General features: G+C 44.3%; 8 protein-coding genes. 5 read left to right on the forward strand and 3 right to left on the reverse strand.

Annotated elements, in window-relative coordinates; genetic code table 11:
* Positions 1 to 139: 139 nt before the first annotated feature.
* On the reverse strand, positions 140 to 2,236 hold the full coding sequence (locus NKI27_RS07425) for a flagellin N-terminal helical domain-containing protein (protein WP_265049038.1): 2,097 nt from the start codon (positions 2,234 to 2,236) through the stop codon (positions 140 to 142).
* A 594-nt stretch (positions 2,237 to 2,830) separates the two neighbouring features.
* On the opposite strand from NKI27_RS07425, the gene NKI27_RS07430 reads away from it, so the two are divergent.
* The 4 genes from NKI27_RS07430 (at position 2,831) to fliS (ending at position 8,053) form a co-directional block, all read left to right on the forward strand.
* Positions 2,831 to 4,924 carry a flagellin N-terminal helical domain-containing protein gene (locus NKI27_RS07430; RefSeq protein ID WP_320109448.1) on the forward strand — a complete coding sequence of 698 codons (2,094 nt, stop codon included), beginning with the start codon at positions 2,831 to 2,833 and terminating at the stop codon, positions 4,922 to 4,924.
* Between the two features lie 103 nt (positions 4,925 to 5,027).
* A complete protein-coding gene (locus NKI27_RS07440) occupies positions 5,028 to 5,444 on the forward strand; it encodes a flagellar protein FlaG (RefSeq protein ID WP_265049039.1) in 417 nt (138 codons plus the stop codon).
* Between the two features lie 161 nt (positions 5,445 to 5,605).
* Positions 5,606 to 7,585: a flagellar filament capping protein FliD gene (gene fliD, locus NKI27_RS07445; protein WP_265049040.1), complete on the forward strand. Its 1,980-nt coding sequence runs from the start codon at positions 5,606 to 5,608 to the stop codon at positions 7,583 to 7,585.
* A gap of 72 nt (positions 7,586 to 7,657) precedes the next feature.
* Complete coding sequence (gene fliS, locus NKI27_RS07450) at positions 7,658 to 8,053, forward strand: flagellar export chaperone FliS (RefSeq protein WP_265049041.1); 396 nt, start codon at positions 7,658 to 7,660, stop codon at positions 8,051 to 8,053.
* A 43-nt stretch (positions 8,054 to 8,096) separates the two neighbouring features.
* Here the strand turns inward: fliS and NKI27_RS07455 are convergent, their stop codons facing one another.
* A complete protein-coding gene (locus NKI27_RS07455; RefSeq protein ID WP_265049042.1) occupies positions 8,097 to 9,020 on the reverse strand; it encodes a histone deacetylase family protein in 924 nt (307 codons plus the stop codon).
* Positions 9,021 to 9,281: 261 nt separating this feature from the next.
* Between NKI27_RS07455 and NKI27_RS07460 the strand changes: the two genes are divergently transcribed.
* A complete protein-coding gene (locus NKI27_RS07460; RefSeq protein ID WP_265049043.1) occupies positions 9,282 to 12,011 on the forward strand; it encodes a bifunctional acetate--CoA ligase family protein/GNAT family N-acetyltransferase in 2,730 nt (909 codons plus the stop codon).
* An 85-nt stretch (positions 12,012 to 12,096) separates the two neighbouring features.
* Here NKI27_RS07460 and rdgC read toward each other — a convergent pair whose 3' ends face one another.
* Positions 12,097 to 13,023, reverse strand: a complete 927-nt coding sequence (gene rdgC / locus NKI27_RS07465; protein WP_265049044.1) for a recombination-associated protein RdgC — start codon at positions 13,021 to 13,023, stop codon at positions 12,097 to 12,099.
* Between the last annotated feature and the right edge of the window lie 168 nt (positions 13,024 to 13,191).

Raw genomic sequence — 13,191 nt, forward strand, 5'->3', positions numbered from 1 at the left:
TGTAACTGTCTGATTAAGGAGTAATTAGGACACTTGTTTAAGATAAGTTACTTTGGTTTAAATTACCATACCTGCTCATCAGAGCAGGTTTATAGTTAAAAATCGATACTATCAGCGAGATAGTATCGATTAGTTAGGTTTACCCCTGTAGTAACTGCAGAACTTGTTGTGGTTGCGCGTTTGCTTGAGAAAGCACCGACAAGCCTGCAGACTGTAGCACCTGTGCACGAGATAATTCTGCAGTTTCAGCAGCAAAATCGGCATCTCTGATTCTTGAGTTTGCTGACTCTAAGTTCTCAGCTGTAATAGCTTGGTTATCAATGGTTGACTCAAAGCGGTTTTGGATGGCGCCTAAGTCAGCACGGATGAAGTTAACTTTGTTGAGTGAGTTATCAACAGCTTCAAGTGCTGCTAATGCGCCATCTACTGTACTGATATCAACATCTTTCAATAACATTCCGGATTCAGTACCACCAAAACTACCTACGTTAAGGCCTGCGTGCTCGTTATCACCGGTGTTCGTTCCAATAGTGAACTGACCCGCAGAGGTCAACGTTATAGAGCCACCGGTGTTGCCCGCAGTTAGCCCAGTATCACCCGCAGTAGCTGTAGCAAGCTCAATCGTACGTCCATCTTCAGCTACTAAATTCAACTTATCACCATCGATAATTGATGCTGTAACTCCCGTTTGACCTGCTTTGGCATTAATTGCATCAACAATAGTGGTTTGGTTAGCCACCGCATCTGCTGTTGTCGTCCCACCAATGGCGACGTCATTGATCGTGATGGCAAACGCTCCCGCTGTGGTACCCGTGATAGCCGCACCCACCACTGACGTGGCATTAGCTTCTGCGGTAACGCCAGTCTGGTCAGATATTTTGTTGATGGCCGCTGCTTTAGCTATTGCCGAGCCAGCATTATTCGCTAAAGTAGAGGCGGTATCATCCGTTGATTTGGATGCACCAACCGAGACTCCGTTTATTGTAATGTCTCCTGCGGCTAAAGCGTTGCCAGTGTCTACATTGTCACTAATTGTGCCCGCTTGGGTCCCACTATATGTTCCTACTTCGAAGCCCGCATTATCGATGTTACCCGTATTGGTCGTAAGATTTATGCTGCTGCCATCTGTACTTGCTAGAGTAATATCCCCTGTGTAGGTATTACCTGTGGTACCCGGGTTACTTGCACCACCCGTACCAAGCCCCGTCGCTAAACCAAATGAACCTGCGGTTGCACCTACGATGGTAATATTGCGCCCGTCTTCCGCGGTCAAGTCAATGCGTGCACCAGAAGGCATATCAATAACTGTTGCCACAACGCCTGTTGCGCCAGATTTTTCGTTTATGGTTGCCGCAGCACTTGCCAAATCTGCGGCTGCATTGCCAGATGCAACTTTTGACAATGAAAATGTTTGCCCGTTGATATCTATAGGAGTTGCGCCAACAGCAATTGCGGCATCAGCAATCAGAGTTCCCTTAACTGTATTTATATTAGCCGTTGCAGTAACGCCCGTACTATCTGATACGGCGTTAATAGCCGAAGCTTTGGCAATCGCGCTAGATGCCGCATGGGTCGTCGATGCCGTATCTGCAACACCTGAAGATGCTTCTACTGCGATATTATTGATAACTAAATCACCAGACACCATGGCATCCCCATTGGCAGCGCCAGGACCCGTTAGTGGTGTTTGTGGCATGGTAGAGGAAATACCGGCTGTTTCAGCACTGCCTAATGTAGAGGTCGTTACCCCTGCGATACCAAAAGTGAGGCTTTCTCCTTCATTGGCACCAATTTGAAATGTAACGTCTTCAAACGTACCGTCTAAAAGTTTGGTGCCATTAAAATTTGTTTGCTCAGAGATGCGCTGAATTTCGTCTTTTAGTTGCTGTACTTCTATGTTCAGAGCATCTCTGTCGACGGCGCTGTTAGTGGCGTTAGCTGACTGGAGTGCCAAGTCTCTTATTCGAAGTAAGTTTTCGGTCATTGAGCCAAGAGCGCCTTCTGCTGTTTGAGATAATGAAACACCATCTCCAGCATTTCTCATGGCAACGTCGAGCCCACGAGTTTGAGTGGTGAAACGTGTTGATATTGCCAAGCCCGCTGCGTCGTCTTTTGCGCTGTTTATGCGTAAGCCCGAAGACAAACGTTGGAGCGATGTATTGTAGTCACCCTGAGAGTTATTCAGGTTCCGCTGTGCGTTGATAGACGCAATATTGGTATTGATGATTTGAGGCATTGTGCTCTCCTGCTTATCTTCTATACCGGTTGTCAGCATTCCCTAACTAAAGTGGGATCAGCAATTACCGGCTGCTTTAAAGTTATTTAACGATATGATGAAGGTTCAGAACATCATTTCTGCGCTTAACAGCCTTAAAGCATTAGCTGTGCCAGTTTTTAGTAATTGACTGTAATATGTTGAAAGTATTAGTTAAAATAATTCGTATTAAAAATTATGTATAACTATTGAGTGGCAGTTATACAGGAGATTGCCGGTATTTTGGCGGTATATTGCCGCTTTTGGCTTGGTAGTAAACTCTAAGTGGAAAGAAAAAATAAAAGTTGTAATGAAAGTTCTTTGTAAAGTTACTTAGTACATATAAATCAAATATTTAAAGGCAAAAGGTGCTTAAGATTTCCCACTTTATATTGACAACTTCTTGCTGGATTACACTCCGTAACATTAAAAATTAAAGGTCGTTAATTTTTTGCCGTTAACTATCACAAGGCAAGTATCTATCTATTCGACAGCTTACATAAATGATGTAGCTCGAGAGGATGGTAACTCAATAACGAGAGCGCCTTGTTTGATGAAGGTTCTAGGAGAAAAATTATGCCACAAATTATAAATACCAATATAAGCTCGCTAACCGCGCAACGTAATCTGAATAATGCACAGTCAGACAATGCTCAGGCTCTTAACCGTTTGTCTTCAGGTTTGCGTATTAACAGTTCAAAGGATGATGCAGCGGGTTTAGCCATATCAACCCGCTTTGAATCACAGATTAGTGGTTTGAATGTCGCTACACGAAACGCAGGTGATGGTGTATCACTAGCGCAAACAGCTGAAGGTGCATTGGACTCTATTACTACCAACCTGTCGCGTTTACGTGAACTAGCGGTTCAGTCTGCTAACGCCACCAACTCTGATGTTGACCGTGACGCCCTAAACAAAGAAGCAGCACAGATTATCGAAGAAGTGGGACGTATATCAGATCAGACCAACTTTAACGGCGTTAAGTTATTGAATGGAGACTTCCAAGCTCAGTCATTCCAAGTAGGTGCAAACGTTGGTGAAACCATTGATGTAAATATTGCAGCTGTAACTACCTCTACATTAGGTAGCGCAGAAACAGCCGGTATTTCCTCTACTATGTCGCAAACACCATTAACTGGTGCAGGCGCTGCTAATGGGGATGCCATGGTTTCAGGCGATCTTGTGATTAACGGTGCGGCAATAGGGGCTTCTTCAGGCGCGGCAGATACGGCATCAACGACCCATGCTGCTTCTAGCTCGATTGCCAAAGCGGCGGCTATTAACGCCGCATCAGGTAATACAGGTGTTACTGCAACGGCTAACGTGAATACGGTGGAGGGTACATTGGTTGCTGATGCTGCAGCGTTGGTTGCTGCAACTGATATCGATATCAACGGTCAATCATTCTCACTTTCTAAGGCGGCAACAGGCGATGCAGCCGCAGATTTAGCAACTGCAGCAGCAACGATTAATGAAAAGTCTGGCGCGACGGGTGTCGTAGCTACAGTCATCGAAGTGGACGGTGGTGCTCGTATTGATTTAGCGGCCGAAGATGGACGTAATATTACGATCGTAGGTGCTGCTGCAGGCACATTTGGTTTAGCGACGGGCCTTGGTACGGGTGGTGCAAGCAACGCTGGTACCACAGGTAATACCTACACGGGTGATATTACCTTGGCGAGTGTAGATGGTAGTGATATCAACCTTACGACTAATACCGGCAACATCGATAATGCGGGCTTCGAAGTAGGATCATTTAGTGGGACTCAAGGTGGCGCAGTCAGCGATAATGTTGACACTGCTAACGCGTTGGTGGCAGGCGACATTACAATCAACGGGGTGTCTGTTGGCGCTTCCAAGTCGACTGATGATACTGCCTCTACCTTAGCGAATAATGCAGGCTCTGCAATAGCTAAAGCGGCGGCTATCAACAGGATATCTGATCAAACTGGCGTTACTGCAGAAGCTAATGCTACATCAGTGGTTGGGGCCGCTATCACAGGTACCACTGCAGGCGCGTTTGCGATTACGATCAATGATGTTGCCATCGGTGGGACAACGACAGCAGATGCGGTTGCTAACCAGACCACTATTGTTGATGCAATTAATGCGAAAGCAGGGCAAACGGGAGTCACTGCTTCAATTATTGACGGTGACAAGTTGAACCTAGTAGCTGCTGACGGGCGCACAATTGAGCTTGCAACGGGTACTGCTGGCGATACCGGGCTAACTGCTGGAAATACGGGAGGGTCACTAACGTTGTCGTCTGCGGGTGAGTTTACCATTGGAACTAATACTGGCGATAATGAGCACGCAGGTCTTAATGTAGGTAGTTTTGGTGGTACGGAATCGGGCACTTTACTAAAAGATGTTGATATCAGTACAGTAGATGGCGCCAACAAAGCCATCCAAGCGGTAGATAACGCCCTAGCTCAAGTCAACACCGAACGTGCTGCACTAGGTGCGATTCAAAACCGTTTCGATAACACGATCTCATCGAACCAGATAAACTCCGAGAACCTTTCGGCTGCGAACTCACGAATCAAAGATGCTGACTTTGCTGCAGAAACCGCTGCACTGTCTAGATCTTCGGTTCTACAGCAGGCAGGTATTTCGATCTTAGCCCAGGCTAACGCCCAGCCACAGCAGGTGTTGTCACTACTAGGATAACTTAAGCCATAACTAAGCCGGCCTTGATACTCTCTTATGAGGTCTATTAAGGCCGGATTTTCAGTTAAACTTATAGTTATACCTAAAAGAGTAGAGGTGTATTATGAATGACGTTAAAACAAATAGTGTAGATCTTGCCCTCCGGGTCGGGTCAGCGGCGTCGCCACCTCAGCAACACTCTCAACAGGCGGCAAAGGTATCTGGCGCGACTGATGAATCTGTGCAAAACGTTAGACCAAAGGCTGATATTAGTTTGGTTGAAGTTGACAAAAACGAGCAGACTCAAGAGCAGAAAGATAAACAGTTAGAAGGGGCTGTTACAAAACTGAATGATTATATTCAGAATGTGCAGCGAGACCTTGAGTTTCAGACGGACGACTCATCTGGAAAAACTGTTATAACCGTTGTTGACCGTCAGACCTCTGAAGTGGTCCGACAAATACCTGATGACGTGGCGTTGAAGTTGGCGCAAGACTTGCAGCAGGATGAACCACTTAGTTTATTTAACATTAAAGTGTGAAATCGGCAACAAGTTACATTTATTTACAGGGAAAAGGCAAAGCTTTGCCTGTCGTTGCCGATACAGTTAGTAAGTCAGTGACACGCTTTACTTTAACGATGGTACTTAACAGAGTTAAATAAACAACTGGCTTACATAACTGTTTAGTGGGGGCAATCAATATGTCAGTTTCATCAATAGGTATCGGCTCTGGTGTTCTTACCAGTGATCTGATCGATCAGTTAGCCAGTGCAGAGCGAGCGCCCACTGAGCTTCGCTTTGACCGTAAAGAAGAGCAGGTGCAAGCAGAGCTGTCGGCTGTTGGTCGTATTAGAAGTGCGCTGACCGATCTTCGACTTCCCACGCGTGTTCTTAGTAACCCCAATGCGCTTCAGTCTTTAAATGCGGAATCTTCTTCGAGTAATGTAAGCGCGACTGCGGCTGAAGGTGCGGCTGTAGGTCAATATTCGCTTGAAGTAACAGATCTTGCTCAAGCACACTCGTTAAGTACTGCTGCATTAGCAGATAAAAATATTACGTCGCTTGGTACGGGCTCACTGAGTATTACAGTAGGTGGCGTTACTAAAGAGATCACGATTGATGGTAGCAACAACACACTAGAAGGTATTGCTAATGCGGTAAACGCTGAAGAAGATTTAGCGTTAAATGCAAGTGTGATTGATACCGGTTCTGGTTTTGTATTGGTTTTTGCGGCACAGAATTCAGGTACAGAAAACGCGATAGAGATTAGTGTTAATGATACCGGCGATGGTAATAGTATCGATGCGTTAGGTCTTTCTCAGCTTTCATTTGATGGCGCAAACAACCATCTCACTGAGTCTGTCATAGCAAAAGACGCACTTTTCTCGATAAATGGTATTCCGATTTCACGGCAATCCAACACAGTCTCAGATGCAATTGATGGTGTGACGTTCACGCTAGCCGGTAAAACCAATGGATCTCCCGCTACGATAGCCATTACACAAGACACTGAAAAAGTGCTAGAACGAATTCAAACCTTTGTAGATGCGTTTAATGAAGTCAAAACAATTCTCAACGAAGTGACCGCGTTCGACCCAAACAGTTCTGAAGAAACAGGCGTGTTACTGGGTGATTCAACGGTACGCTCTATTAATGCTCAGCTTAGAGGCGTGCTTTCACAGGTAGTACCCGGTTTAGACGGTTCAGCCGTTCGAAGTTTGGCTGAAGTTGGTATTTCGACTGACAGACAAACAGGTATGCTGACGGTTGATGATGATATGTTTACCAAAGCATTAACTGAATCACCAGACGATGTTATTGCGCTATTTGCTGAACAGGGCCATGCGTCTGATGCACAGGTTTCGTTTGTATCTAAAAGCGGAAAAACGGTGCCGGGTACCTATGATGTTAATATTACGCAAGCAGCGACTAACGGTAATTTTACGGGCACTGCAGCTATTGGCGCTTCAACGGTCATTGATGCAAATAACGATACGTTTAAAATTAGTGTTAATGGAACCGAAAGCGCAGAAATCACTCTAACAGCAGGCACTTATTCTGAAGCTCAGCTAGTCACTGAATTTCAAAAACAGCTCGATGCTGATGCCAATTTAAGTGGTGCAGGGGCGGCTATATCTGTCTCACTAGATGGTAGTGGTCAATTACAGTTTACCTCAAGTACATTTGGTAGTGACTCAACCGTGTCATTTACTTCAGTCGATATGAATACCTTGGCGTCGTTGGGTATTGATGCGATCGCCGGTGTTGATGGTCTTGATGTAGAGGGGACGATCAACGGTGAAGCTGCTACAGGTAAAGGTCAGCTGCTTAAAGGCGCTGCTGATGATGAAAGTGAAGGCTTAACGGTTAAAGTAGAAGGCTCAACTATTGGCAGTCGGGGGTCGGTAACCTTTATAGAAGGTATAGGTGATCAGCTAGTTGATAAGTTGAATAGCTTTCTGGAGTTTGAAGGCATTATTGGTGCTAAAGAATCAGGCTTAAAAGATCAGTTAGCTGAAATAGCCAAAGGCAGAATTCAGCTTGATTTGAGAGTTGAGAATTTGAGGTCGAGACTGGCTACACAGTTTACGGCTGCCGATATTTTGGTTTCTCAACTGAATAACACGCAGGATTTTCTAAAAAGCCAATTGGCTGCGTTAACAGGCTCTAAAGACGATTAGTATTAAATATTACTAACGTTAAACTTGAGCAATAATAGAATTAGTTTTTAGTCATTAATAATCAGGTGAATTATGAATGCATTACACCAGTACCAAGCAGTAAATACACAGACGAGCGTGGTTGATGTTGATCGACATCGGTTGATCCAGTTATTGTTTGAAGGCGCGTTAGAGCGTATTAATATGGCTAAAGCTCGTATTCAGGCAAATGATTTTGAAGGCAAGAATCGGTTGATCAATAAGTCAATTGAAATTGTTTCTGGCTTGCGTAGTTTTCTTAACATAGAAGAAGGTCAGGGTCTCGCGTCTAATTTATCTGACTTGTATGTGTACATTGAGCAGCGATTATTTGAAGCTAATGTTAAAAATGATATCGGAATGCTTGAAGAAGTTGCGGGTCACTTACGTAAAGTTAAAGAAGGTTGGGATGGTATTCGAGAAGAAGCACTAGAGCAGGGTATCGTTTAATTCAATGCATTCACCTATTTAAAGGGGGCGAAAGCCCCTTTTTTTATACGCCCGCCAAAGCCTCTAAATGCTGCTCAACACTTTCGGCTAATGCTTTTAAGTTATATCCCCCTTCTAAAATCGAGACTATTCTGTCGTTACTATAGACCCTCGCTACATCCATTATTAATTTTGTAATCCACCGGTAATCTGTTTTATCTAACTCCAGATCGGCCATGGGGTCATTTATGTGAGCGTCAAACCCTGCTGAAATTAAAATTAATTGAGGCTTGTGATTTTGAAGTTGCTTTAGCCAAGCCGCTTCAGTTTTATGGCGGAAGGTTATTCCTTGTGTGTGGGCTTCTAGTGGCAAATTGATGATATTGGGCTTATCGATAGCATAATGACTATTGGGGTAGTAAGGATGCTGAAAACTTGAACAGACTAACACCCTAGGGTCGTCTTGAAATATATCGACGGTGCCGTTGCATTGGTGTACATCAAAATCAATAATCGCGACTCGGTCAAGACCATGAAAATCAATGGCGTGCATTGCCGCAACAGCGATGTTGTTGTAAAAACAAAACCCCATGGTTTTATTACGTTGAGCGTGATGCCCTGGTGGGCGAGTGGCACAGAATGCATTTTTATTTTGCCCAGACATTACCGCATCAACTGCCTGTATGCCTGCGCCTGCGGCTAACTTGGCTGCTCGCATAGTGTCGGGCATCATGATAGTGTCTTCATCTGCATATATACGGCCTTTTTTAGGCTGTATAAGATCGAGTTGCTCAACGTAAGTCGCAGGATGAACGCGCCTGACATGATCAGGTTTAACAAGTTCTGCGCGCATAAAGTCGAGCTCTTGATTTAGGCGGGTGTCTTGCAATTGATCTAAAATTGCCATCAGCCTAAGAGGGCTTTCTGGGTGTTCGGGCCCCATATTGTGCAACGTGCAGTCATGATGACTTATATAAGCGGTTTTCATAATGGAGACAACGTTATTATTAGGCTAGATTATTGTTTTTTAGTCGATGGAGTCAGTTTAACTAACACTGTCATTAATAGATATGATCACATCGACTAGTATTATAGTTACTGAGTCTGATCTGATCTAGGTCAGAAATTGAAACAGGCTCTTCTATGGTGACCAAAATCAACTAAATAGAAAGAGTTGCGCGCTATAGTGGACTATATTCTATACCACACCACAGTGATAGTGATTTCGACCTTTGTCTAGGAGACGAATGTGAGTACCCGACATCTTGATGCTTTATTTAATCCCAAATCTATTGTTATTTTGGGGGCTTCGGAGCGCTCCCTTAACTTAGGTGGGATCGTATTAAGAAACCTGCTTTCATCTGAGTACCCTGGTCAATTGTTGGTTGTGAATCCTAATGAATACGATAATGTACATGGTATTCCTTGCGTTAAAAAAGTCACGAAAATGCCGTTCACACCAGACTTAGCCATCGTTTGCACACCGCCAGAATCCGTTCCTCGTGATATTAAAAAGTTAGGCCAAATGGGGGTTAAAACGGCGATGATTTTGACTGGCGGCTTGTCGAGAACGCACAGTAAAAGTGGCCGGCCGTTGATGTATTCTGTTCGCGACGCGGCAAAAAAATCAGGTATTCGGATTTTAGGCCCGAATACGATTGGTATTATGGCACCAAGAAACAAGGTGAATGCAACCTATCTCCACATGGGGGCGTTACCAGGCAAAATAGCCTTTATAGGGCAGTCTGGCACCATTGCCAGTGCCGTGGTGGATTGGGCGTTTAGCCGAGGGGTAGGCTTTTCACATTTTTTAACCCTTGGCGATAGCATGGATATTGAGCCAGATGATTTAATGGATTATCTCGCACAAGATCGACACACCAAGGCTATATTGCTGCATATAGAAATGATACGCAGCCCTGCCAGATTTATATCAGCGGTACGAGCGGCATCAAGAGGTAAGCTTGTGATCGGCATTAAGAGTGGTCGAGTGCCTGAGTCTCAGTGGGAGCCTGTACCTCTAGCTGATGGTATTACTAATGGCGATGCTGTATTTGATGCACTCTTTAGGCGTGCTGGGATGTTACGGGTTAACGGTGCCGATGAAATGTTTGATGCACTTGAAACCCTAACAAGAATGAAACCGGTAAAAAAAGACACCTTAGTAATCATGAGTAATGGTCTTGGTCCCAATGTACTGGCAGTAGATAGACTTGCGAATTTGGGTGGTGAGTTAGCAGAGTTATCAGAACAAACCATCGACGCTATTGCAGAATTGATGCCTCCTTATTGGACACGAAAAAACCCAATTGACCTTAATTATGATGCATCCCCTGAAACCTATGCTGCCGTCATGGATATTCTCGCTAAAGATAAGGGCGTATCGAATGTATTGGTCATGTATGCGCCTTCATTAACCGAAGATAGTTTACAAATCGCCGATTCAGTTATTACTAAAGCTAAGCGAGCGCGTCTTAATATATTTACTTGTTGGCTGGGACAGAGCACGGTTTTAGATGCCAGAGAGGCGTTTTTTGAAGCGGGTATCCCAACTTTCTTTTCGCCCGAGAAAGCGATTAAAGCGTTTATGCATTTGGTTAATCACCAGCGTAGTCAACGGCTGCTTAGAGAAACGCCATCTACGTATATTGAGTATGCGCCCAACCGTGTAAGCGCGAAAAAAATTGTACACAACGCATTACAAAGTGGTCGCAATCATCTCTCTAACGGAGAAGCGAGACAGTTGATCACCGACTATGGGGTGCCCACTGTCGAGACTTGGTATTGTGATGATGTAGAAGAGGTTGTTGATGTTTTCAAAAAGGTAGGCGGCCCCATTAACATTACCTTACTACATGAAAAGAGCAGCCATCCGTTTTTAGAAGAAAAGACGGGCAGAGGCCGTTATAAAACAACTATTCGTCGATTGAACGAAGAACACGCCATTATTAGCTCTTGTGGTGAGCTATTTGAGCAATATAAAGAGCACTTTCCTAACAGTGGGTTTTTAGGTTATTCAGTGCACTGTTCTCATCAACATATTGGTGGTCTAGGGTTTAGTCTGGGCATTACGCGAGACCCCAATTTTGGGCCATTAGTTGTGTGTGGTGCTGCGGGTGCGAGTGTCAATGTTATGACTGACAGACGGGTCGCATTGCCGCCTTTAAACATGGTGTTAGCAAAAGACTTGCTCAGTCAAACCTACATGTATCAGCTTTTAAAAGAATACAGCTATCGACCCGCTCAAGATATTCAAGCCGTTTGTGAAACATTAATCACATTATCTCAAATTGTTGTGGATATACCCGAGATTAAAGGGTTAGAAATATTACCGCTATTGTTTAATAAAGACGGTGTAGTCGCGGTGGATATCGCGATAGATTTAGGTTTACCAGCCAAACTTTCAATTCAGCCATACCCTGCAGAGCTCGCTGAGTGGATTACATTACCTTTATCAAAACGACGCGTGCAAGTGCGCCCAATTATTGCTGAAGATGAACCCGCGCATATTGATTTTCACCTAAAACAGTCGCCTGAATCGATACGGTTTCGGTTCTTCCATTACCGAAAATCCTTTAGTCACGAAGAACTCGCCCAGATGGTTCAAATCGACTACGATCGAGAGATGGTGTTTGTCGCAACTGTTGCTAAGGACGATGGCTCAGGCAACGAAACATTAGGTACGGTAAGAGTCTGGACTGACTCTGATAACCTGCAATGTGAATTCGCGGTCATCGTGAGTGATGAACTCAAAGGTGAGCGATTAGGGTTCACACTAATGACCAAAATGATCGAATATTGTAAGTCGAGAGGCACCGTCGAAATGATAGGCTCAGTTTTGCCGGATAACAAACCGATGCTAAGGCTCGCCGAAAAACTGGGTTTTGAATCTAAATGGGACCCAGAAGAAGAAGTGATGGCGCTAAGATTACCGTTAAATGTACCAAAGGATGAATGGCAAAAAGAGCAATTGAAATAGGGAAAAGGAAGGGGCAAGTTGAAAGGGACAAGTTGGGTCGTGGAATCTTCTTACCACTTGTCCCTTGCCCCTTATCTATTCTGTTTTACTCTTCAATAATCGCAGATTTGTCTTCACCACCAAACGCGTCTAATACCGCTGGTAGTAATTTAGCAAACTCCATCGACATGATGGCAAAACTGGCGTCAAATTTACTGGCGGCATCTTCTGCGCCTGAATCGTCTAGCTGCTCTTGCATAACATCACCAAACTTTAGACGTTTGATAGATAAATCTTCATTCATGACAAACGAGATGTTTTGTTCCCATGTCATGGCCAGTTTGACAGCTTGTTTCCCTGCATCTAGGTGAGTGCTAATTTCTTCGCCATCGAGCTCTACGCCCTTACATCTAACCACGCCACCTTCTTCACCAGGGTCGCGTAGTTCGCATTCTGGTTCGGCTTCAAAACCTGTTGGCATGAGCGCATCTTTTGTTAGCCAGCTAGTCATAACCGCCGCAGGGGCTTGATTAACCGCAGGAATACGAATAGGCAGTGAGCCGATTGTCTTACGTAAATAACTGGTAATATCGTCAGCAGCTTTTGCAGAAGATGCATTTACAATTAAAAAACCATCTTTTGGCGAAAGGTAAGCGTAGGTGTGCTTAGAGCGGGTAAAGGCTCTTGGAAGAAGTTCGTGTGTGATTTGCTCTTTAAGCTCATCTTTTTCTTTTTTGGTGACTTTACGCATCTGCGTTTCTTCAATCTCAGCGACTTTTTCGGCTACCGCCTCTTTAACCACTGTTGAAGGCACTAAACGATCTTCACGCTTTAAACAGATCATCCAGTGGCCATTGGTAACATGTACTAATTGCTGGCCATGGCGACCTAAAGGCGAAACCCAACCTTGTCTGTTTACTTCAGTAGGGCCGCAAGGGGTAAAAGGGCTTTCTTCAAGTTTTTGTTCGAGTGCTTCTTCAGACAGTGTAAATGGCTTGGTGAAGCGGTAAGCAATAATATTTTTAAACCACATAGTTTGTTTTTATATCCAGTTTTTGTAGAAAAATGATTGTAAAAAAACGTTTGTTGATAAAAATCGGCTGAAACGTATAGACTGAAAAGGTAATCGATTATGAAGGATGTTAATTGGAGTGCCAAGACTGATTTGGAATCTTTTTAGTGATTACGATAAACTCAGGAT

The organism is Alkalimarinus alittae, from assembly GCF_026016465.1.
Classification (GTDB): Bacteria; Pseudomonadota; Gammaproteobacteria; order Pseudomonadales; family Oleiphilaceae; genus Alkalimarinus; species Alkalimarinus alittae.

Bases quoted from the DNA above. Each gene is read 5' to 3' on its own strand.
- NKI27_RS07425 (WP_265049038.1), bottom strand. From the start codon at position 2,236: ATGCCTCAAATCATCAATACCAATATTGCGTCTATCAACGCACAGCGG.
- NKI27_RS07430 (WP_320109448.1), top strand. From the start codon at position 2,831: ATGCCACAAATTATAAATACCAATATAAGCTCGCTAACCGCGCAACGT.
- NKI27_RS07440 (WP_265049039.1), top strand. From the start codon at position 5,028: ATGAATGACGTTAAAACAAATAGTGTAGATCTTGCCCTCCGGGTCGGG.
- rdgC (WP_265049044.1), bottom strand. From the start codon at position 13,023: ATGTGGTTTAAAAATATTATTGCTTACCGCTTCACCAAGCCATTTACA.
- fliD (WP_265049040.1), top strand. From the start codon at position 5,606: ATGTCAGTTTCATCAATAGGTATCGGCTCTGGTGTTCTTACCAGTGAT.
- fliS (WP_265049041.1), top strand. From the start codon at position 7,658: ATGAATGCATTACACCAGTACCAAGCAGTAAATACACAGACGAGCGTG.
- NKI27_RS07455 (WP_265049042.1), bottom strand. From the start codon at position 9,020: ATGAAAACCGCTTATATAAGTCATCATGACTGCACGTTGCACAATATG.